At 55.4% G+C, this 20,924-nt stretch carries 20 protein-coding genes; 8 read left to right on the top strand and 12 right to left on the bottom strand.

Annotated elements, in window-relative coordinates; genetic code table 11:
- Window positions 1-10 precede the first annotated feature (10 nt).
- Entirely contained in the window at window positions 11-1,249 is a 1,239-nt protein-coding gene (locus BJF95_RS21220; protein WP_075641469.1) for an MFS transporter, read from the bottom strand.
- A gap of 143 nt (window positions 1,250-1,392) precedes the next feature.
- Between BJF95_RS21220 and BJF95_RS21215 the strand changes: the two genes are divergently transcribed.
- Window positions 1,393-1,686, top strand: coding sequence for a YggT family protein (locus BJF95_RS21215; RefSeq protein ID WP_075641631.1), 294 nt, complete (start codon window positions 1,393-1,395; stop codon window positions 1,684-1,686).
- A gap of 6 nt (window positions 1,687-1,692) precedes the next feature.
- A complete protein-coding gene (locus tag BJF95_RS21210; RefSeq protein WP_075641468.1) occupies window positions 1,693-2,004 on the top strand; it encodes a DUF167 domain-containing protein in 312 nt (103 codons plus the stop codon).
- Between the two features lie 2 nt (window positions 2,005-2,006).
- On the opposite strand, the gene ppa is transcribed toward BJF95_RS21210, so the two are convergent.
- The 4 genes from ppa to BJF95_RS21190 form a co-directional block, all read right to left on the bottom strand.
- Window positions 2,007-2,534, bottom strand: coding sequence for an inorganic diphosphatase (gene ppa, locus BJF95_RS21205; RefSeq protein WP_075641630.1), 528 nt, complete (start codon window positions 2,532-2,534; stop codon window positions 2,007-2,009).
- A 127-nt stretch (window positions 2,535-2,661) separates the two neighbouring features.
- Entirely contained in the window at window positions 2,662-3,171 is a 510-nt protein-coding gene (locus tag BJF95_RS21200) for a GNAT family N-acetyltransferase (RefSeq protein WP_075641467.1), read from the bottom strand.
- Between the two features lie 288 nt (window positions 3,172-3,459).
- Entirely contained in the window at window positions 3,460-5,289 is a 1,830-nt protein-coding gene (gene typA / locus BJF95_RS21195) for a translational GTPase TypA (RefSeq protein ID WP_075641629.1), read from the bottom strand.
- A 193-nt stretch (window positions 5,290-5,482) separates the two neighbouring features.
- A complete protein-coding gene (locus BJF95_RS21190; RefSeq protein ID WP_075641466.1) occupies window positions 5,483-7,549 on the bottom strand; it encodes a M3 family metallopeptidase in 2,067 nt (688 codons plus the stop codon).
- Between the two features lie 188 nt (window positions 7,550-7,737).
- Here BJF95_RS21190 and BJF95_RS21185 point away from each other — a divergent pair, with 188 nt between their 5' ends.
- Window positions 7,738-8,916, top strand: a complete 1,179-nt coding sequence (locus BJF95_RS21185) for a multidrug effflux MFS transporter (RefSeq protein WP_075641628.1) — start codon at window positions 7,738-7,740, stop codon at window positions 8,914-8,916.
- A 51-nt stretch (window positions 8,917-8,967) separates the two neighbouring features.
- Here BJF95_RS21185 and BJF95_RS21180 read toward each other — a convergent pair whose 3' ends face one another.
- A complete protein-coding gene (locus BJF95_RS21180; protein WP_075641465.1) occupies window positions 8,968-10,191 on the bottom strand; it encodes an argininosuccinate synthase in 1,224 nt (407 codons plus the stop codon).
- Between the two features lie 196 nt (window positions 10,192-10,387).
- On the opposite strand from BJF95_RS21180, the gene BJF95_RS21175 reads away from it, so the two are divergent.
- Both BJF95_RS21175 and BJF95_RS21170 read left to right on the top strand, forming a co-directional pair.
- The gene (locus tag BJF95_RS21175; RefSeq protein WP_075641464.1) at window positions 10,388-11,242 is read left to right on the top strand and encodes an SDR family NAD(P)-dependent oxidoreductase; all 855 of its coding nucleotides are present in this window, start codon (window positions 10,388-10,390) and stop codon (window positions 11,240-11,242) included.
- An 83-nt stretch (window positions 11,243-11,325) separates the two neighbouring features.
- On the top strand, window positions 11,326-11,967 hold the full coding sequence (locus BJF95_RS21170) for a LysE family translocator (protein ID WP_075641463.1): 642 nt from the start codon (window positions 11,326-11,328) through the stop codon (window positions 11,965-11,967).
- Window positions 11,968-11,984: 17 nt separating this feature from the next.
- Here BJF95_RS21170 and rlmN read toward each other — a convergent pair whose 3' ends face one another.
- The 6 genes from rlmN to BJF95_RS21140 form a co-directional block, all read right to left on the bottom strand.
- Entirely contained in the window at window positions 11,985-13,202 is a 1,218-nt protein-coding gene (gene rlmN / locus BJF95_RS21165) for a dual-specificity RNA methyltransferase RlmN (protein ID WP_425348721.1), read from the bottom strand.
- A gap of 256 nt (window positions 13,203-13,458) precedes the next feature.
- Window positions 13,459-13,968 (bottom strand): invasion associated locus B family protein, encoded by a 510-nt coding sequence (locus BJF95_RS21160; protein ID WP_075641461.1) that lies wholly within the window; start codon window positions 13,966-13,968, stop codon window positions 13,459-13,461.
- Window positions 13,969-14,370: 402 nt separating this feature from the next.
- Window positions 14,371-14,751, bottom strand: coding sequence for a YkvA family protein (locus BJF95_RS21155; RefSeq protein WP_075641460.1), 381 nt, complete (start codon window positions 14,749-14,751; stop codon window positions 14,371-14,373).
- A gap of 53 nt (window positions 14,752-14,804) precedes the next feature.
- The gene (locus BJF95_RS21150) at window positions 14,805-15,107 is read right to left on the bottom strand and encodes a 4a-hydroxytetrahydrobiopterin dehydratase (RefSeq protein WP_075641627.1); all 303 of its coding nucleotides are present in this window, start codon (window positions 15,105-15,107) and stop codon (window positions 14,805-14,807) included.
- A 62-nt stretch (window positions 15,108-15,169) separates the two neighbouring features.
- Window positions 15,170-15,751, bottom strand: a complete 582-nt coding sequence (gene thpR, locus BJF95_RS21145) for an RNA 2',3'-cyclic phosphodiesterase (RefSeq protein WP_075641459.1) — start codon at window positions 15,749-15,751, stop codon at window positions 15,170-15,172.
- 66 nt (window positions 15,752-15,817) lie between these two features.
- Complete coding sequence (locus BJF95_RS21140; RefSeq protein WP_175577309.1) at window positions 15,818-16,549, bottom strand: arylesterase; 732 nt, start codon at window positions 16,547-16,549, stop codon at window positions 15,818-15,820.
- A 93-nt stretch (window positions 16,550-16,642) separates the two neighbouring features.
- Between BJF95_RS21140 and BJF95_RS21135 the strand changes: the two genes are divergently transcribed.
- The 3 genes from BJF95_RS21135 to BJF95_RS21125 all read left to right on the top strand — a co-directional run bounded on the left by BJF95_RS21135 (window position 16,643) and on the right by BJF95_RS21125 (window position 20,858).
- Entirely contained in the window at window positions 16,643-17,359 is a 717-nt protein-coding gene (locus BJF95_RS21135) for an ABC transporter ATP-binding protein (RefSeq protein ID WP_075641626.1), read from the top strand.
- On the top strand, window positions 17,356-19,902 hold the full coding sequence (locus BJF95_RS21130) for an ABC transporter permease (protein WP_075641457.1): 2,547 nt from the start codon (window positions 17,356-17,358) through the stop codon (window positions 19,900-19,902). Before BJF95_RS21135 ends, BJF95_RS21130 begins: the two co-directional genes overlap by 4 nt.
- A gap of 185 nt (window positions 19,903-20,087) precedes the next feature.
- Window positions 20,088-20,858 carry a Bax inhibitor-1/YccA family protein gene (locus tag BJF95_RS21125; RefSeq protein ID WP_075641456.1) on the top strand — a complete coding sequence of 257 codons (771 nt, stop codon included), beginning with the start codon at window positions 20,088-20,090 and terminating at the stop codon, window positions 20,856-20,858.
- Window positions 20,859-20,924 lie beyond the last annotated feature (66 nt).

Raw genomic sequence — 20,924 nt, 5'->3', positions numbered from 1 at the left:
ACAAGAATCTCTATTTGAGGTCGGGATTTTCCAACGTATCAATGGTGCGCAATTTTGGAAAAGCCAGGGCCCAGATAACCGACACTGCCAAGGTGCCAACACCGCCCACCACCACGGCGGCAACCGGCCCGATCAAATGCGCCATGGTGCCAGCGCGAAACTCGCCCAGCTCATTGGATGCCCCGACAAACACCGAGTTCACGGCATTGACCCGGCCACGCACGGCATCCGGCGTCCACAGCGCCAGCAGGGTTTCGCGCACATAAACCGAAATCATGTCGCCAGCGCCCATCACGGCAAGAGCGATGGCCGAAATCCACCAGACTTTCGAGACGCCAAAAATCACGGTGGCAATGCCGAAAATGGCAACGCCTAGGAACATCAGCAGGCCCGCGCGGTGGCGGATTGGAAAGGTTGCCAAAAACGTTGCCATCAGAATGGCACCAACGCCGGGAGCCGAGCGCAAAATACCAAGGCCAAGCGGCCCCATCGTCAAAATATCCGAGGCATAAATCGGCATCAGTGCCACAGCCCCGCCCAAGAGAACCGCAAACAGATCAAGCGAAATCGCCCCCAGCACCACTTTTTCATGGCGGATGAATTTAAATCCAGCCAGCAGATAGGTCAGGGTTTTGGGCTCATTGTTTGTTCTCTTGGCTGGCTTTGGCACCAGCAGAATAAACAGCGTGCCCGCCGCCATAAACACAAGCGCCACGCCATAAGCAACGCTGGCACCGACGCCATAGAGCAAGCCGCCCGCAACAGGGCCGAGAATGGACGCCGTCTGCCAGGACGAGGCATTCCAGGCAAAGGAATTGGCCAGATCTTTTTCCGGCACCAGATTGGGGGCCAGAGATGACACCGCGGGCCCCATGAAGGCCCGCTCAATGCCAAAAATCGTCATGATCAACAGCACCGGAATCGGTGCAAACGCATTGTTTATGGTCAAGACCAGCAGCAATCCGACACAGACAGCGCTAACACCCAGGCAAATTGCAACAATCACCCGCCGATTGAAATGATCCGCAACCGTGCCTGTGACCAGCACCAGCAAAAGGGCGGGCAAAAACTGCACCAGACCAATCAAACCGAGATAGAGCGCGTTGCCAGTCACTTCATACATCTGCCAGCCGACAGAAACACTGACGATTTGAATGGCGAAGGCGGCCAAAAACCGTGCCATGAAAAACTTGGCATAGGCAGCATGCCTGAATGCTGCAAAACGGTCAGCCTGTTGCAATACGGACATAGCGGTCAATTTCTCCAGCCAGTGGGGGTCTGGCGCGTCAACATACTTGCGTTAAACATGAATCAACGCAGCTGGCAAGGCAACACTTGCCCGATCCGGTCTCAATAGCTACATCTGCGAATAACACGCAAATGGAGACTGCCATGCTGGCCCTGCTGAAAACGATTGACCTGGCCCTTGACCTTTACACCTGGATTCTGATCGCCAGTGCTATCTATTCCTGGCTCTACGCTTTTAATGTTATCAATTCCAGCAACCGGTTTGTCAGCCAGATCGGTCTGTTCCTTTACAATGTCACCGAGCCGGTGCTGCGGCCCATTCGCCGTATCATGCCGGATCTGGGTGGCATCGACATCTCGCCCATCATCCTGCTGCTGATCATCTATTTTGTGCGGCAATTGATGTGGAGCACGCTGGCACCCATCTTGCTATCCTAAACGTCTGTGAGCCTGCCCTACCGGGTTTTTGACGATCATATTCGCCTCGCTGTTCGGCTGACACCCAACGGCGGGCGCGATGGTGTGGATGGCGTTGAGCGAAACAGCAATGGTGAAGCGCATTTGAAAGTGCGCGTCAGCGACGTGCCCGAAAAGGGCAAGGCCAATAAGGCCTTGATTGCGGTTCTAGCCAAGCGAATGGGCATTGCCAAATCGTCGATAACGCTGGTCTCTGGCGATACCGCCCGACAAAAAATCCTCCGGATCGATGGCAACCCGGAGGATTTGATTGGAAAGCTCGATAAGCTGACAGCCTGATCTTACTTCTTGGCGCGCTCGATGGAATCGAGGATCAGCTGCTTGGCAACATCCACATCCATCCAGTCACCGATCTTGACCCATTTGCCGGGTTCCAGATCCTTGTAATGCTCAAAGAAGTGCTGGATCTGCTTCAGCGTGATCTCTGGCAGGTCGGTGTAGTTTTGAACCTTGTCGTAACGACGGGTCAGCTTCTGCACCGGCACAGCAATGATCTTCTCATCCTTGCCGCCATCATCTTCCATCAGCATAACGCCAATTGGGCGCACGTTGATGACGCAGCCGGGCACCAGAGGGCGCGTGTTGCAGATCAACACGTCAATCGGGTCACCGTCTTCACACAGAGTATGCGGCACAAACCCGTAATTGCCCGGATAATGCATCGGAGTATAAAGGAAGCGGTCAACGATCAGCGCACCGGCGTCCTTGTCCATCTCATACTTGATCGGCTGGCCACCAATTGGCACCTCAACGATAACATTGATGTCATCAGGTGGGTTCTTGCCGATAGAGATTGCATCAATACGCATATCTAACCCCATGGGATTGTTGAAATCCCCGGTGTCGTAAAGGGTTTCTGGTGGCAAATCAACTGGCCGTGAGATGCATAGCCAAGAAAGCATGCACCAAGGCGCATCGCGGCACAGGTTTCAAACCTCAGCGTTGCCAGATAAAGCCCAGCTTCTTCAAGCTGACGTGATCGAAATCTTCCGTTCCTTCAACCAGATCAACACCGCCATTGGCGCGAAAAAAGCTGACAGCCGCATCGCAATCTTCAAGGCACCACGCCACCAGACCTTGATAGCCGAAGGATTTCAACGCACGGCGGCTTTCGTTAAACAGCACATGGCCAAGCCCAACGCCCTGATATTCAGGCCGCATATAGATCTCATAGATCTCGCCATCATAAGGGAGTCCGCGAGCCCGGTTGAGGCCCAAAGTGGCATAACCTGCGATGGTATCGCCAATATCAACCACCAGCACCGTTGCCGGACCACGGGTGGCCTTTCGCCACCATGCGATGTCGCGCCGCTCCATCATGTTCGACAGCGGCTTATGCGGTATCACACCGCTATAGCAATATTGCCACGCCTGCCGATGCACATCGGACAGTGCGACTGCATCGCCCGGAGCCGCCGGACGCACGTCAATGGACAACGTTTTCATAACGCCACTCTGGTTGCGCCGGTGCAATAGGGCCGCTTAAGAGGGAGACGGACACGCCATCCCCTATTTCAAATGTGTTGCATGAGTTCCATTAAACCGATTCGGCCAAAAAGAATCCGTCCAGCAGTTTAGCGACACCCTTACCCACAGACTTTCATTAACCTCATCGGTTAAAATTAACAGATCCTTAAGCATCTCAGCAAGAGTGACCAGAGGCGATACGCACAAAAAAATACCCCGTCCGAACCGGACGGGGTATGAAATTTTCAACCCGAAAAGAACTGACAATCAGCCCTGAGCAGCGCGTGCCTTGCCAAAACGCTTACGGTCGTTGGCGTCGAGGTAGAACTTGCGCAGACGGATGGACTTTGGCGTCACTTCCATCAGCTCATCGTCCTGAATCCACGACAGAGCGCGGTCCAGCGTCATGCGGATTGGCGGGGTCAGCTTCACAGCTTCGTCCTTACCGGCAGAACGAATGTTGGTGAGCTGCTTGCCCTTCAACACATTCACTTCCAGATCGTTATCACGCGAGTGAATGCCGACGATCATGCCTGCATAAACCTTTTCGCCTGGCTCGATGATCATCGGGCCACGATCTTCCAGGTTGAACATGGCGTAGGCCACGGCTTCACCGGACTGGTTGGACAGCAGAACGCCGTTGGAACGACCGCCGATTTCACCCTTGAACGGCTGATAATCATGGAACAAACGGTTCATGATCGCCGTACCACGGGTGTCGGTGAGCAGTTCAGACTGGTAACCGATCAGACCACGGGTTGGTGCAAAGAACACCAGACGCACGCGATTGCCGCCCGAAGGACGCAGTTCGGTCATTTCAGCCTTACGCTCAGACATTTTCTGAACAACAACGCCGGAATGTTCTTCATCCACGTCGATCACAACTTCTTCGATCGGCTCCATCAGGGTGCCGTTCTCGTCCTTGTGCATCACAACGCGCGGACGCGACACAGCCAGCTCAAAGCCTTCGCGACGCATGGTTTCGATCAGAACGGCCAGCTGCAATTCGCCACGACCAGACACGAAGAACGAATCCTTGCCTTCTGATTCTTCAATCTTCAGGGCAACGTTGCCTTCGGCTTCCTTGAACAGACGGTCACGAATGACGCGGCTGGTAACCTTATCGCCTTCGGTGCCAGCCAGCGGGCTGTCGTTGACGAGGAAGGACATGGTCACCGTTGGCGGATCGATTGGCTGGGCTTCCAGCGCCTCAGACACCGACGGATCGCAGAATGTATCGGCAACCGTGCCCTTGGACAGACCCGCAATGGCGACGATGTCACCAGCATGGGCTTCATCAATGGCTGTGCGCTCAATGCCACGGAATGCGAGGATCTTGGAGATACGGCCGGTTTCGATAACCTTGCCGTCCTGACCCAGAACCTTCACGGACTGGTTTGGCTTGATAGAGCCAGAATGGATACGACCGGTGATAACGCGACCCAAGAATGGGTTGGCTTCGAGCAGGGTGCCGATCATGCGGAACGCGCCGTCTTCGTCGCCAACGCTTGGCTCAGGAACGTGCTGCAACACCAGATCGAGCAGAGGAGCCAGACCCTGATCCTTTGGACCTTCAGGGTTGACGTTCATCCAGCCATCGCGGCCAGAACCGTAGAGGATTGGGAAGTCGAGCTGCTCATCGGTGGCATCCAGGCTTGCGAACAAGTCGAAGACTTCGTTGATCACTTCTTCATGACGACCATCGGGACGGTCGATCTTGTTGATGGCAACGATGGGACGAAGACCAACCTTCAGCGCCTTGCCAACCACAAACTTGGTCTGTGGCATTGGGCCTTCAGAACTATCAACCAGAACGATTGCACCGTCCACCATCGACAAAATACGCTCAACTTCGCCGCCGAAGTCGGCGTGGCCGGGGGTGTCAACGATGTTAACGCGAACACCCTTCCACTCCACCGAGGTTGCCTTGGCGAGAATGGTAATACCGCGTTCTTTTTCCAGATCGTTTGAGTCCATCACGCGTTCTGCAACGCGCTGGTTTTCACGGAACGAACCGGATTGCTTCAGGAGTTCGTCAACAAGGGTAGTTTTCCCATGGTCAACGTGCGCAATGATCGCGATATTGCGAATTTTCATAATAAGGATCTCTGATGGCTCTGGCGCAAATGCCGGTGGCACGCCTGTTACTTTGAGGCGCTCATACCTTGTTTTTTGCAAATGCGAAAGGGGGGCAGGCGATTCGATTCGCTCCACCACCCTTTCAAACGCCAATCTTTGCCCGCTGAGCGGGCAAATTTCACCAAATCGTCACAGAATTTGCGACAAAGCCTTACGCCGCAAGACCGCGCTTTTTCAGCATGGCTTCCGGGCTTGGCAGACGGCCACGGAAGGCTTTGTAGGTTTCTTCCGGATCCACCGCCCCGCCGATGGAATAGATATTGTCCTTCAACCGCTTTGCCATATCGGCATTAAAGGCATCGCCTGTTTCCTCAAAGGCTGCAAAAGCATCGGCATCCAGCACTTCCGACCACATGTAGGAATAGTAACCAGCCGAATAGCCATCACCGGAAAACACATGCTGGAAATGCGGCGTGGCATGGCGCATGACCATGGATGCAGGCATGCCGATTTTGGCAAGCACCTCGGCCTGCACCGCCATCGGGTCTTCCACCGGCTTGTCCATGGTGTGAAACGCCATATCCACCAGCGCCGAAGAGGTGAACTCCACAGTGTTGAAACCGACATTGAAGGTTTGCGCGGCCAACACCTTATCCAACAGCGCCTGCGGCATGGCCTCACCTGTCTGATAATGCACGGCATAGGTTTTCAGAATATCCGGCACTGTCAGCCAGTGCTCATAGAGCTGCGAAGGCAGCTCGACAAAGTCCCGCGAAACACCTGTGCCCGACACAGACGGATAGGTGACATCCGACAACATGCCGTGCAGCGCGTGACCAAATTCATGAAACAGCGTGCGGGCATCATCCAAAGACAAAAGGGCTGGCTTGCCCTCGGCAGGCTTTGCGAAATTGCAGACATTGTAGATGATCGGCAATTCGCCCTTAACACCATTCTTCAAGGGCAGCTTGTGCTGCGACTGGAAAGAACTCATCCAGGCACCCGAGCGCTTGGAAGGCCTTGCAAAATAATCGCCAAGGAACAGCGCCTTTAAGGTGCCATCGGCTTCGCGGATTTCGAACACCCGCACATCGGGGTGATAGCCCACCACGTCTTTCAGCGGCACGGCCGTAATACCAAAAAGCTTTTTGGCAACGGCAAAGCAGGCTTCAATGATTTTTTCGAGCTGGAGATAGGGTTTCAGCTCGCTCTCAGAGAAATTGAAGCGTTCTGTGCGCAGCTTTTCGGCATAGAAGCGCCAATCCCAAGGGGCAACTTCGTGGTTCTTGCCGTCCTTGGCAATCAGCGCTGCCAATTCCTGCTCTTCCACGCCTGCCTGCTTAACCGCCTTATCCCAGACCTGCATCAGCAGATCGTTCACGGCCTCCGGGGTTTTCGCCATAGTGTTGTCGAGCTTGAGAGCGGCAAAATTCTTGTAGCCCAGCAGCTTGGCCTTCTCGTCGCGCAACGCCAGCACTTCTTTGACAATAGCGCGATTGTCACGCTCACCGCCATTTTCGCCACGCGCCACCCAAGCCTTGAAAGCCTGTTCGCGCAAATCGCGCCGCTCGGAAAATTCAAGGAAAGGCACGATGATGGAGCGCGACAGCGTCACCACATAGGCCTCGCCCTTGCCGCGTGCGCTGGCGGCCGAAGCCATAGCATCTTTGAGAAAGTCAGGCAGGCCAACCAGCTCTTCATCGCTGCTCAACGGCAGCGCCCAATCGGTTTCATCGCCCAGAACATTCTGGCCAAAGTTGGCACCAAGACTTGCCAGCCGTTCATTGATCGCAGCTAACCGCTCCTGCTGATCTTTGCCCAATTTGGCTCCGGCTTTGACAAAACCTTTCCAATGGCGCTCCAGCACACGGGTCTGCTCCAGCGAGAGGCCAAGGCTGTCGCGCTTTTCCCACAGTGCATCAACGCGCGCAAAGAGCGCAGCATTCATGCTGATTTTCGAATAATGGCGCGACATTTTCGGCGCAATCTCACGCTCCAGCGCCTGAATCACCTTGTTGGTATCGGCACCGGCCTTGTTCCAGAACAAGGCGGAGACGCGCGATAGGACATCTCCGGCAAGTTCCAGCGCCACAATGGTGTTTTCAAACGTAGGCTCGGACGGATCACCCGCAATCGCATCAATATCGGCATTGTGTTCAGCAAGAGCCGCTTCAAAGGCCGGCGCAAAATCCTCATCCTTGATCAGCTCAAACCGAGGCAAGCCGTGCGGGCCATTCCATTCGGTGACGGTGGAATAGGATTTTTCACTCTGGCTCATGGGGCGATTCCTTCATCAAAATTCTATGAAAGATATAGGCACCCATTTTGGAATTGTCACGCCTTGCGGCACGAAAGCGCGTTCAGCAATTTCAATTCCAATCTGATTGCGTTAGCAAGAAACAACACACGCAGATTTCCCTCGCCAGTGACGTTACAATGACCCAATCCCAAACACCGCCTGCCCGCATGAGCGAAAACCGCACGTCCATGCTGGGTGCCCTGCTGACCATGATTGGTCCGCTCTCGATGTCGATCTACACCCCGGCCATGCCGCAGTTGGTGCATGCCTTTGGCACCACCGATGCGGCCATTAAGCTCAGTCTATCGCTGTATTTTGCCGGTTTTGCCTGTGCGCAATTGCTGTCTGGCCCCTGTTCCGATGCCTTTGGCCGCCGCCGTGCAACGCTGTTTTTTCTGAGCATTTACCTGATTGGCAGTCTTTTGGCCGCCTTTGCACCCTCGGTGGATATGCTGCTGGCAGGGCGTATCATTCAAGGCATTGGCGCATCCGTGGGCGTTACCGTGTCACGCGCCATTGTGCGCGATCAATTTGCAGGCACGGAAGCGGCGCGCATTCTCAATATGATCGGCATTATGCTGGCCGTTGGCCCGGCCATGGGGCCAACGGTGGGTGGCTTGGCACTGGCGGCGTTTGGCTGGCAATCGGTGTTTTTTCTCATGGTCGGCTTTGGCATTGCAAGTTTCATGGTGGTGGCCTTGCTGATGAAAGAAACCATCACGCCAGACCGCAGCCTGATTCGCCCCACGCGGCTGATAATCGCTTATGCAACCCTGATAGTCGATCTGCGGGTGCTGTTTGCTGCTCTTGTGCTGGGTGGCTGCGTCGGTGCGCTTTATGCGCAATCCACCATGCTGCCCTTTGTGCTGATCAACAAGGTTGGGCTGACACCCTCGCAATTCGGCCTTGGCATGTTGATGCAGACCGGCTCTTATTTTCTCGGCTCCGTCGCCTTGCGGCTGGTTGCTAAAAAACTGCCCATCGGGGGTGCTTTGATCTTTGGTCTGACGCTTGCGGGTCTTGGCGGTGTGCTGATTTTTCTCTCCACCCATCTGATCACCCCCACCTATCTCTCAATAATGGGGCCGGTTGCCATCTGCTCGTTCGGCATGGCCTTTGTGATTCCCGATATCACCACGGCAGGCCTCACACCCCACCCCAAGCTGGCGGGTTCAGCCTCAGCGCTACTGGGCTTTGTGCAAATGGGCTGCGGCTTTCTGGGCGGCGTAGGGGCCGCGTGGCTTAGTGATCCACTGACCGCCTTTGGCACCATTATTCCCGCCATGGAATTTCTGGCGATTTTTGCCTATCTTGGCTTTCGAAGGGCTTGGAGAAAAGCGCCATAAAAAACCGCCACCGGTGTCCCGGCAGCGGTCTGAGCCATCACAGTACGGCAATCACTTGGACAAATTGCGCTTGCCCAAGGTGCGCAGACGCAGCGCATTGAGCTTGATAAAGCCCGCAGCATCCTTCTGGTCGTAAGCGCCCTGATCGTCTTCAAAGGTGACGAGCTGGTCGGAATAGAGCGACTTGTCGCTTTCACGGCCAATCACCATGACATTGCCCTTGTAGAGCTTCAACGTCACTTCGCCTTCAACATGTTCCTGGCTCTTGTCGATCATCGCCTGCAACATTTCTCGCTCTGGCGAGAACCAGAAGCCGTAGTAGATCAGTTCGGCATAACGCGGCATCAGCTCATCTTTCAGGTGAGCAGCGCCACGGTCGAGCGTGATGCTTTCAATGGCGCGGTGCGCGGTGAGAAGAATCGTGCCGCCGGGGGTCTCGTAAATGCCACGGCTCTTCATGCCGACGAAACGGTTTTCCACCAGATCGAGACGGCCAATGCCATTTTCGCGGCCATAGGTGTTCAGCTCAGCCAACAGCGTGGCTGGCGACATTTCAACACCGTTGATCGAGCAGGCATCGCCCTTGCGGAAGCCAACCTTGATGATGGTGGCTTTGTCGGGAGCAGCTTCCGGCGAAATGGTGCGCATATGCACATATTCCGGTGCTTCCTGGGCTGGATCTTCCAAAACCTTGCCCTCAGACGAAGAGTGCAGCAGGTTGGCATCCACCGAGAACGGGGCCTCGCCCTTCTTGTCCTTGGCAACCGGAATCTGGTTCTGCTCGGCAAAGGCCAGAAGATCGGTGCGGCTCTTGAAGGCCCAATCGCGCCAAGGGGCAATGATCTTGATGTCTGGGTTCAGGGCATAGGCCGACAGCTCGAAACGAACCTGGTCGTTACCCTTACCGGTCGCGCCATGGGCAATGGCGTCAGCGCCGGTTTTCTTGGCAATCTCAATCAGGTGCTTGGAAATCAGCGGGCGGGCAATAGACGTGCCCAGCAGATAAACGCCTTCATAGACCGCATTGGCGCGGAACATCGGGAAGACGAAATCACGGACAAATTCTTCGCGCACGTCCTCGATGAAGATTTCCTTGATACCGAGCATTTCTGCCTTTTTGCGCGCAGGCTCCAGCTCTTCGCCCTGACCAAGGTCAGCGGTGAAGGTGACGACTTCTGCTCCAAGCTCTGTTTGCAGCCATTTCAGGATAATCGAGGTGTCAAGACCGCCGGAATAGGCGAGAACGACCTTCTTTACGTCTTTGGGAAGTGCCATGATGTTTCAAAGTCCGTGTGCTTTGGGCGAGACCACTCAACCGGGCCTCCTTGGGTTTGAGGCACTTTTAGCCGGATTATCCCATCATGCAAGGGTGAAGCCACACAACAGTGCAATAGCCGCACCCGAATTGACTTGCCAATAAACTGCCCCATATCCTCAAGGTTAATCGCAACAGCGACGTAAGGAGCAAGACATGACAGACATCCAATCCGTCATTGCCAAAGGCAAAGTCGCAGTGGTAACCGGTGCAGCCTCAGGGATCGGGCTGGCCGTATGCAAAATATTGGCCGAAAAAGGCATGTGTGTTGTGCTGGTCGACCTCGGAGGCGATGCTTTGGCGCAAGCCCGTATCGATGTGGCCGCTCTCTCTGAAAATCCCGAAAGCGATATTGTTGCCATTGAAACAGACGTGGCCAAGCGCGACGAACTGGAGGCGCTGGAACGCGCCGTTATCCAGCGGTTCGGCCATGTGCACCTCCTGATGAACAATGCCGCCATTCAGCCCGGCAGCAGCCTGTTTGGCCCGCAGGTCAATTGGGATAACGTGCTGGCGGTTAACCTCATGGGCGTCATCCACGGCACTCAGGTGTTTGCGCCCGGCATGATCGCCCATAGCGAACCTGCCATCATCATCAACACCGGCTCGAAACAGGGTATCACCACGCCCCCCGGTGATCCCGCCTATAATGTTGCTAAGGCAGGCGTCAAAGCCTTCACCGAGGCTTTGCAACATGAGTTGCGCAATACGGAAAATTGCAACGTATCGGCCCATTTGCTGATTCCGGGCTTTGTGTTCACCGGCCTCACCGCCAATGGCCGCACAGAAAAGCCGCCCGCCGCATGGACTGCGGAACAAACCGCCGATTTCATGATGCAAAGCCTGCACAACGGCGATTTCTACATTCTCTGCCCGGATAATGATGTGCCGCGCAGCCTGGATGAAAAGCGCATCGCCTGGGCTGCTGGCGACATCATTGAAAACCGCCCGCCGCTGTCACGTTGGCATCCTGATTATACCGAAGCCTTTCAGGCGCATCTTTCAAAATAATATCGTGAAAGAGTAGCATATTGGCAAAACCAGTGAAGCCCGATAGGAATGAACCCTTATCGGGCTTTTTTGCGAGCACTGCCATGAATTTCATACCCAGCCTGCCCACTCTTCTGGCCTTTACCGCCGCTTGCCTGCTGCTGGCCGCAACGCCGGGGCCAGATATGACGCTCTCCATCAGCCGCGCTTTGCGCGATGGCAAAGCGGCAGGCCTTGCGGTGTTGCTCGGCACCAATCTCGGTATTGCCGTTCACACCATGCTGGTTGCGTTTGGTGTCTCGGCGCTGATTGTTGCCTCGCCAACGGCCTTTTTGATTTTGAAAAGCGGCGGTGCTGCCTATCTGGCGTGGTTGGCCTTTCAGGCGGTGCGCAAAGGCTCGAAATTCGTGGCCAAAGCCGAAACCGGAGCAAAAGGCTCGGTGAAAAGCGCTTTTTTCAATGGTATCTGGGTCAATCTGCTCAATCCCAAGGTCATCATCTTTTTCATGACTTTTCTGCCACAGTTTGTGACCGCCCATGATCCAGACGTCACCGGAAAACTGCTGTTTCTCGGCGGTTGGTTCATGCTGGTGTCGCTACCCGTCACCATAGCCATCGTGCTGGCGGCCCACAAGCTCGCCAATTGGCTACAGGAAAACCCCAAGGTTCTGCGCGGCATGGATTACACCTTTGCAGGCGTGTTTTCGGTGTTTGCCGCCAAGATTTTGATGACGCAGGCGCGGTGAAGCCAAATTGGCGAGGATCAATCGTCCTCGCCGTGGCCCACAATCATCATCGCTTCAAATGCCAGGCGCTCGGTCTTGCGCATGCGCTCCGACTCAGACTTCAACTGGCCGCAAGCTGCCAGAATATCACGACCACGGGGGGTGCGGATTGGCGAGGCATAGCCTGCCGCATTGATGAAATCGGCGAATTTCATGATCTGGTCCCAATCCGAGCACTGGTAATTGGTGCCGGGCCATGGGTTGAACGGAATAAGATTGATCTTGGCTGGAATGCCCTTGAGCAGTTTGATCAGGCCTTTGGCGTCTTCCAAGCTGTCGTTCACATCCTTCAGCATGACATATTCAAAGGTAATGCGCCGGGCGTTGGAGAGGCCCGGATAGTTGCGACAGGCTTCCACCAGATCCTTCAGCGGGTATTTCTTGTTGATCGGCACCAGCAGATCGCGCAGCTCATCGGTCACGGCATGCAGCGAAATCGCCAACATCACGCCAATCTCGTCACCTGTGCGATAAATTTCCGGCACAACACCGGAGGTAGAAAGGGTAATGCGGCGCTTGGACAGCGACAACCCATCGCCGTCTGATGCTATCAGAAGTGCCTTTTTCACGTTCTCAAAATTATAGAGCGGCTCGCCCATGCCCATCATCACCATATTGGTGATCTTGCGGCCTTCATTCGGCACCATGGTGCCAACGGGGGCATCGCGATCCGGGAAATCACCCAGCCGATCGCGGGCCAGCAACAGTTGGCTCAGCACTTCTTCAGCGGTGAGATTGCGCACCAGCTTTTGCGTGCCGGTGTGACAGAAGGTGCAAGTCAGCGTGCAGCCGACCTGACTGGACACGCACAGCGTACCCCGGCCTTCTTCGGGAATATAAACGCATTCGACCTCCACCGGGCGACCAGCGCCGCGCGGTGGGTAGCGCAACAGCCACTTGCGGGTGCCGTCGTTGGAGACCTGTTCTTCGACAATCTCCGGGCGACCAATGGTAAAATGCTTTTTCAGCACCTCGCGCATATCTTTGGACACATTGCTCATCTGATCAAAATCAGAGACGCCGCGCACATAAATCCAATTCCAGATCTGCGACACGCGCATCTTGATCTGCTTTTCAGCCACGCCTTTTTCGCGCAGCATGTCGCCCATCTCTTCGCGGGTCACGCCGATCAGGCTTGGTTTGGTGTTGTCGGCCAGCGCCGCAGTTCTCACGGGCTTTTCCCGTTCAATCATCATGTCCGTGGCAGCCATTGCTTCACCTCATCAAAACCAGAGGCAACCGCCATCGCACACGCATGCGGGCTATCGCCATCTTTGATTTCACATCTCGCGTTTCAAGAAATATGCGCTCGCCACACCATCCGCAGACGTGGGCGAAATGGCCTTCAAGGCCACAGTTGTCGCGCACTTATCATTAAAAAACCGCCGCGTCATCCAAAATCAAAAAGGGCCGGAAAACCGGCCCTTATAAAACCCACAATGAATGTTCAGCTTACTTGCACTTTTCAATGCGCTTGAAGGCATCGGAAATGCCCTGCAGAGAATAGGTGTAGCTGGTTGGCGTACCACGGGCGGAAAATGCGCTGACCGACATGGTCTTGCCCGATTTCATCGCCGCAGCAAGAGCAGGCTCTTCAGCCGCATTTTCAACCCAGGCGGCGCTGTCCTTGGTGAACATGGTGAAGCTCTTGTTGTCGATTTTCACCGTAACCTTGGAGCCAGCCTTGAGCGTGTAGCCCATCATCGCCTGTGGCTCGTATGAAATATTCTGGCCCGGGCGCTGCGATACGATGAAGAAAATATCGCCATGGTTGACCGATGCCGGCTCCTTGGTGGTGGGCACCGACAAAACATAGCAAACTGTGTTTTTTCCCGACTTGTAGGAATAAGCTCCCCAAGCCTTGAATTGTTCGATCCGCGTGGGGCTTGGCGCTTGTGCCATCGCCACGCCAGTAAAGCCGAGTACAAGAGCCAATGCCGTTGCGATTCTTTTTACAAACATTTTCTTACCGCCGCTTCTATTCGTCGAAGTTGAAATCCAGCCAATCTGTCGCACAAACTAAAAACAGCCGTCGCGCCAACCAATCGAGCCTCGAAATCGCATTCAATTTGACTTAATTTTGGTTACCAAATCGTCAACACTTGCGCAATTGACCCCTCGAAACCCGACATATTCACGCATGAATGATCCAGTGACGACGAAATTGGCACAGAAGGCCAATCTTGAGTAGCGCACAGGCCACCCAAAACACTCATGCACCAAATGGAACAACACAGAAAATCGGGCAGGATTTAGACTGAAAAGCACATAAATCCATTGCCTCTTCACAAATGAGAGAGCAGCGCCTCAAAAGAGAATTAGCGGGTCTCTCTTCACTTCAATGCAAGCCCAGCACGCTCAGACCTATTCGGCCTCCACCTTATCCGCCAGCGCCAGATCGGCAGCATCATAATGCGCATCCTTGATATGGCCGTTGATCAGCGCAAGTGCGGTGGTCAGAACGGCGATATCATCGGTAAAACCAACAAAGGCCAGCATGTCGGGAATGGCATCAATCGGCATGACAAAATAGCCCAGCGCCGCCAGCAAAATACCGCGCACTCTGAGCGGCGTGTTGCGGTCTGTGGCACAATAAAATGCCGCCACCACATCCCGGCTGAACGGAACATGGCGGATCGCCTTTTTCATGGTCGGCCAGAATTTCTTCAACACCGTTTTTTCTTGACGCTCCTGCTTGGCCTCATCGCCGGGTAGCAGGATTTCGCCGATTTTCACGTCATCCATTGCAACCATCCTTGCCTCGTATCCCAAGGATATGGTGATGCCTGTCCATCAGGTCAAACCCGACGCGCCGCAATCTTGTCCATGGCGGCCGCCAATTTGAAATCATGCGCCGTCAAACCGTTGACGTCGTGGGTGGTGAGCCGCACATCGACACGGCGGTAAACATTGAACCATTCGGGATGATGGTCCATTTTCTCGGCCACCAGCGCGCATTCCGTCATAAAGCCAAACGCTTGCGTAAAATCACCAAAGGCAAACTCCTTGCTGATCGCTGTTTGATCCTCGCAAAGCATCCAGTGATCAAGCTCTGAGAGCGCCAGTGCCACCGCCTCATTGCTCAGCTTTTCATATCGCATCATCATGTCCTTGGTCTTGGCTGGCCATCGAGGCCAGCCGGAAGAAGCCGCCAAGCAGAATGCTAGAGCGGGTACTCGGCGCTGAGGGCAGGGGCCATATTTGAGCGTATCTCATAAAGCGGGAAATACTCCTCGCTGAGATAAGGTCCGCCACCAACCGAATCCTTTGACGACATCAACACAAAGCGCGGCACAAAAAAGGGCGCGGTCTGGAAATTGCCGCGCCCTGATAGGTAGTGAATAACGTCGTCCAACCGCGCTGATTTCAACCGCGCCAGCGTCACATGGGGCGTGAACTTTCGAGGGTCCGGTGGCAGGCCAATGCGCTGGCAGATGCGCTCTATTTCGCCTTGCAGGGCGGTCATTTCAGCATTTGGCGTGGCACCCGCCCAGATCGAATGCGGCTTTTTCGACCCGAAAGAGCCAATACCGTTCAAACTGATCTGAAATTCTGGCCGATCAATCCGATCCAGCCGATCCACAATTTCATCTGCGGTGCGGTTATCCACATCGCCGATGAAGCGGAGGGTGATGTGGTAATTTTCCACATCAATCCATCGAGCTCCTGGTAGCCCACCGCGCAGCAAAGAAAGGCTCAATGCAACGTTACGCGGAATTTCGAGGGCAGTGAACAATCTTGGCATAGAGAGCTCCCCGAATCTTTTGCAGATGCTAACAAGGAATCATGCTTGCAAATAGTAAGCAAGATCTTAATTGATCTTATCCTCCAAAGCTTTTGTGAAGCTCTGCATGATCGGCAACATATGTTGCACCATCACGCCCACGCCTTGCGCATTGGGGTGCATGCCATCGCTCAGCTTCAAGCTGGGGTTGGTTGCAACGCCATCCAGAATAAAGGGGTAGAGCGGCACTTTATACCGATCTGCCAAGCGCTTATAGATGCCGTTGAACCGCTTGGCGTAATCGCCGCCCATGTTTGGCGGGGCAATCATACCAACCAGCAGAACCTGCATTTTGCGGGCCTGCAATTTCTCGATAATCATGGAAAGATTTTTCTCAGTCGCCTCTGGCGCAATGCCGCGCAGCGCATCATTGGCACCCAGTTCCAAAATCACCCCGTCGGTGCCATCAGGCACTGACCAGTCCACCCGCGCCAATCCGCCTTCGCTGGTATCGCCCGAGACGCCCGCGTTGCCGATGCTGACGTTAAGACCCTTGTCATGCAGGGCTTTTTCAAGCTGGCTGGTGAGCGATTCGTCACCCTGGAGCTGGTAGCCCGCCATCAAACTGTCGCCCAGACCGATGATCTGCACCTGCTTTTCACTAACGGGCGCATCGGGAACAACATCTTCCATTGGGGCTTCTTGCTGGGCTGGCGCGGCCTGTTGCGCCCACACGGTGGCAGGGGTTGCACCCGAAATCGCCATGAAACTCAGCATTACTGCGCCTAATTGAAGGCCAACCGCTTTAAAACCCATGATGGCTTTCCTAAATTCGCACAGGGACATGATTGCCAACCAAGCGTGTCCAACGGGCAGCTTTGCCTGTCAAATTTCATATAGGACGGAATGCGCGTGAAAAAAACCATCATTGAGCTGAAAAAAGCCGATCTGACGCTTGGCAACGCCGCCGCCACCGTTCACGTCCTCAAAGGCATTGATCTCTCCATCGCAATGGGCGAATCCATCGGCATTGTTGGCCCCTCCGGCTCGGGTAAATCCACCTTGCTGATGGTGCTGGCGGGCTTAGAGCGTCTGGATTCGGGCGAGATCATCATCAATGACACCGCCCTTCACAATTTGCGAGAAGACGCGCTGGCCACGTTTCGCGGTCAAAACATCGGTATCGTGTTTCAGTCCTTCCACCTGATTGCCAATATGACAGCGCTGGAAAATGTTGCCGTGCCGCTGGAACTGGCCAATATCAAAAACCCGTTCGACATCGCCGCCAAGGAATTGCAGGCGGTTGGGCTTGGAGATCGCCTCAACCATTATCCCGGCCAGCTTTCGGGCGGCGAGCAGCAGCGTGTGGCCATTGCCCGCGCCCTTGCCCCCTCGCCCACGGTCCTGATTGCGGACGAGCCCACCGGCAATCTCGACGGTGCCACCGGGCGGCAGATTGCCGATCTTTTGTTTGCCAAACAGGCCGAGCGCCAGATGACACTGGTTCTGGTGACCCACGACACGTCTCTGGCCAGCCGATGCTCGCGCCAGATCAAGGTGCGCTCTGGCCGGATTGAGCCGGATGACGCGTCTGCTGAGGCGCACTCTGCCGGGGCTATCAGGGCATGAGCGGGTTTATGCAACGTCTCAGAACCGCCTTTCGGTTGGCCTTGCGTGAAATGCGCGGCGGCTTGAAAGGCTTTTATATTTTCCTCGCCTGCATAGCTCTTGGCACCGGCGCAATTGCCGCCGTCAATTCGATTTCGACCGCCATCACCCGCTCGATTGCCACGCAGGGCCAATCGCTGCTGGGGGCAGATATCCGCTTTGAGCTGAACAACCGCGAAGCCAATCAGCAAGAGGCCGATTTTTTGCGCGCGCTCGGCGTGGTCTCGACTTCCACGGGCTTGCGCTCCATGGCGCGCCTGCCCGATGGCTCTGACCAGTCGCTGGTGGAAGTAAAGGCGGTTGATACGGCCTATCCGCTATACGGGAGTTTCAAAGCCAATCCGAACAAGCCCTTGCCGGAATTGCTGGCAAAAACCGGCGATTCGTTTGGCGCGGTGGCAGCTCCGCTTTTGCTGGATCGGCTTCGTCTGAAAATTGGCGACACGCTGCTGATTGGCTCGGCAAAGCTGATCATCACCGGCACCATCGATACCGAGCCGGATGCCGTCTCCGAAGGCTTTGGCTTTGCCCCGCGCCTGATCACCAGCAACGCGGCGCTGACCTCCTCCGGTCTTATCCAAACCGGCAGCCTTGTGGAGCATGTCTACAAAATCAAGCTAAAGCCTGAAGCGCCGCCGCTGAAAACCATTCAGGATCAGGCCAAGACCAGTTTTCCAGACGCCGGATGGTCGGTGCGCACCAGCGATCGGGCGGCACCCAACCTGACAGAAAACATCAATCGCTTTTCGCAGTTTCTCACGCTTGTCGGCTTAACCGCGCTGATTGTCGGCGGTGTGGGCGTGGCCAATGCCGTGCGCGCCTTTCTCGATAGCAAGCGCAGCGTGATTGCCACGCTGAAATGCTTGGGCGCGCCCGCCTCCGTGGTGGTCATGGTCTATCTGTTTCAAATCATCATGATTGCCAGCGTCGGCATCGCCCTTGGCCTGGTCATCGGCATCGTTTCACCGTGGATTGCCAGTTCCTATCTGGCGCAGTTCCTGCCGATTGAGGCGGATATGACCATCTATCCGCGCGCACTGGTGCTGGCGCTGGTGTTTGGCATTCTCACCACGCTGGCTTTTGCGGTCATGCCGCTGGGCCATGCCCGCGAAGTGCCCGCAACCGCCTTGTTTCGCGAGCAGGGCTTCGAGACCCGCCGCCTGCCGTCCTGGCCCTATGTGCTGGTGGCAGCCTTGGCCATTCTGGCGCTTGGTGGTTTGGCAATTTTCACGGCCTATGATCGCCGCTTAGCACTGTTTTTTCTGATTGCCATGGCGGCCAGCTTTGTGGTTTTGCGGCTGGTGGCCTATGGCGTGGCGGCCCTTGCGCGCAGGGCCCCTCGGCTGCCCTCACCCGCCCTTCGCCTCGCCGTCGGCAATATCCACCGGCCCGGCGCACTCACGCCCTCGGTTATTCTCTCGCTCGGTCTGGGGTTGGCGCTTTTGGTGACGCTTGCGATGATTGATGGCAATTTGCGACGCAATCTCACCGGCACATTGTCCGAAAAAGCCCCGAATTTTTTCTTTGTTGATATTCAGCGCAGCCAATTGGATGAGTTTCGCACCATCCTGAAAACCCAGGCACCGCAAGGCAAAATCACCGAAGTGCCAATGCTGCGCGGTCGCATCATCGCCTTCAATGGTCAGGATGTGGCCAAAATGAACGTGCCGCCGGAAGGCCGCTGGGTGCTGCGCGGTGATCGCGGCATCACCTATGAGACCGAGTTGCCGAAAAACTCAACCCTTGTGGAAGGCACATGGTGGGCACCCGATTACAAGGGCGAACCGCTGGTGTCGTTTTCAGCGCAAGAGGCAAAGGAGCTGGGCCTTAAGCTCGGTGACAGCGTCACTGTCAACGTGCTGGGCCGCAGCATCACTGCCAAAATCGCCAATTTCCGCAAGGTGGACTGGCAATCGCTGTCGATCAATTTCGTTATGGTGTTCTCGCCCAATACCTTTGCCGGTGCCCCGCATGCCTGGATTGCCACCCTGACCGAACCCAATGCCAGCCTTGCGCAAGAGGCTGATATTTTGCGCACCGTCACCAAAGCCTTCCCCACCATCACCAGTGTGCGGGTCAAGGATGCTCTGGATGTGGTCAATGATCTGGTGGGCCAATTGGCCACCGCCATTCGCGCCGCTGCCGCGATTGCGCTGATTTCGTCCGTGCTGGTGCTGTCCGGGGCTTTGGCTGCTGGCAACCGTGGCCGCACCCATGATGCGGTGATTTTGAAAACGCTGGGAGCCACCCGCTCCATGCTGATCCGCGCCTTTACCTATGAATATCTGCTGCTAGGACTGGCCACCGCCATCTTCGCGCTGTTGGCGGGCAGCGTTGCCGGTTGGTATGTGGTGTCGCAGATCATGAAGCTGCCGGCCAGCTTCCTGCCCAGTGTTGCGGTCATTACCGTGGCTGTGGCACTGGTCACCACCATCGGCATTGGCCTGATTGGCACGTGGCGGGTGCTGGGGCAAAAAGCCGCCCCGGTGTTGAGGGAGCTATAAAACGCAAAATTTGCAGCCCGATGACGCTTTCATTACCAGAGTTTAAGGCAAATGCTCTTGTATGAAAGGCACAATAGCCACATATTGAGATCACGCATGCTGGAGCTCCGCAGCGGCGCCGGGGACTTAAGTCCAAACTTGGGTCCCGCACCGTGACCAACCCGGAGCTTAAATGAGAGGAAAAAATGTCTGATTTTCGCAATTATCAGGCTCAGACGGGCGCTCGTTCCGCTGAAGTAATCGATCAGGGCCTTCGCACCTATATGCTCAAGGTCTACAACCTGATGGGCTTGGGCTTGGCGATTACCGGTGTTGCTGCCTATCTGATCGCAATGCTGGCAACCACGACTGACCCGGCCCAGGCTGTTGGACAGTTTGGCAACGGCATCATGCTGACAAGCCTTGGTGTCGCGCTTTATGGTAGCGCGCTGAAATGGGTTGTTATGCTGGCCCCTGTTGCTCTGGTGTTTTTCCTGAGCTTTAAAATCCAGTCGATGAGCGTTTCTGCTGCCCGCACCACATTTCTGGTCTATGCCGGTCTTGTTGGTCTGTCGCTGTCGTCCATCCTGCTGCTCTATACCGGCCAGAGCGTCGTGCAGACCTTCTTTGTGACAGCCGCGTCTTTTGGTGCCCTGTCGCTCTATGGCTACACCACCAAGCGCAGCCTGTCGGCCATGGGTTCGTTCATGATGATGGGTCTGTTTGGTCTGATCATCGCATCTCTGGTCAACATCTTCTTGCAATCTTCGGCCATGGCCTTTGTTATCTCGGCTCTTGGCGTGGTGATTTTCGCAGGCCTCACTGCCTACGACACCCAGAAGATCAAGGAAATGTATTTTGATGGCGACGGTGCCGATACCGCTGGCCGCAAGGCTATCATGGGTGCGCTGACGCTGTACCTCGACTTCATCAACCTCTTCCTGTTCCTGCTCCGCTTTATGGGCGACCGTCGCTAACAGCTGTGACAGCAAGATCAAAAGAATTGGGCGGCTATTGAGCCGCCCTTTTTATTTCTATCTTGC

The sequence above is a fragment of the Rhizobium oryziradicis genome, assembly GCF_001939045.1.
Classification (GTDB): Bacteria; Pseudomonadota; Alphaproteobacteria; order Rhizobiales; family Rhizobiaceae; genus Allorhizobium; species Allorhizobium oryziradicis.
Note: the sequence above shows the minus strand (reverse complement) of the source record. Positions and strands in the feature narration are given on the sequence as shown.

Coding starts and splice junctions, on each gene's coding strand:
- typA (WP_075641629.1), bottom strand. CDS start 5,289: ATGAAAATTCGCAATATCGCGATCATTGCGCACGTTGACCATGGGAAA.
- BJF95_RS21215 (WP_075641631.1), top strand. CDS start 1,393: ATGCTGGCCCTGCTGAAAACGATTGACCTGGCCCTTGACCTTTACACC.
- BJF95_RS21125 (WP_075641456.1), top strand. CDS start 20,088: ATGTCTGATTTTCGCAATTATCAGGCTCAGACGGGCGCTCGTTCCGCT.
- BJF95_RS21190 (WP_075641466.1), bottom strand. CDS start 7,549: ATGAGCCAGAGTGAAAAATCCTATTCCACCGTCACCGAATGGAATGGC.
- BJF95_RS21150 (WP_075641627.1), bottom strand. CDS start 15,107: ATGCGATATGAAAAGCTGAGCAATGAGGCGGTGGCACTGGCGCTCTCA.
- rlmN (WP_425348721.1), bottom strand. CDS start 13,202: ATGATGATTGAACGGGAAAAGCCCGTGAGAACTGCGGCGCTGGCCGAC.
- ppa (WP_075641630.1), bottom strand. CDS start 2,534: ATGCGTATTGATGCAATCTCTATCGGCAAGAACCCACCTGATGACATC.
- thpR (WP_075641459.1), bottom strand. CDS start 15,751: ATGCCAAGATTGTTCACTGCCCTCGAAATTCCGCGTAACGTTGCATTG.
- BJF95_RS21200 (WP_075641467.1), bottom strand. CDS start 3,171: ATGAAAACGTTGTCCATTGACGTGCGTCCGGCGGCTCCGGGCGATGCA.
- BJF95_RS21180 (WP_075641465.1), bottom strand. CDS start 10,191: ATGGCACTTCCCAAAGACGTAAAGAAGGTCGTTCTCGCCTATTCCGGC.
- BJF95_RS21220 (WP_075641469.1), bottom strand. CDS start 1,249: ATGTCCGTATTGCAACAGGCTGACCGTTTTGCAGCATTCAGGCATGCT.
- BJF95_RS21170 (WP_075641463.1), top strand. CDS start 11,326: ATGAATTTCATACCCAGCCTGCCCACTCTTCTGGCCTTTACCGCCGCT.
- BJF95_RS21185 (WP_075641628.1), top strand. CDS start 7,738: ATGAGCGAAAACCGCACGTCCATGCTGGGTGCCCTGCTGACCATGATT.
- BJF95_RS21175 (WP_075641464.1), top strand. CDS start 10,388: ATGACAGACATCCAATCCGTCATTGCCAAAGGCAAAGTCGCAGTGGTA.
- BJF95_RS21160 (WP_075641461.1), bottom strand. CDS start 13,968: ATGTTTGTAAAAAGAATCGCAACGGCATTGGCTCTTGTACTCGGCTTT.
- BJF95_RS21130 (WP_075641457.1), top strand. CDS start 17,356: ATGAGCGGGTTTATGCAACGTCTCAGAACCGCCTTTCGGTTGGCCTTG.
- BJF95_RS21155 (WP_075641460.1), bottom strand. CDS start 14,751: ATGGATGACGTGAAAATCGGCGAAATCCTGCTACCCGGCGATGAGGCC.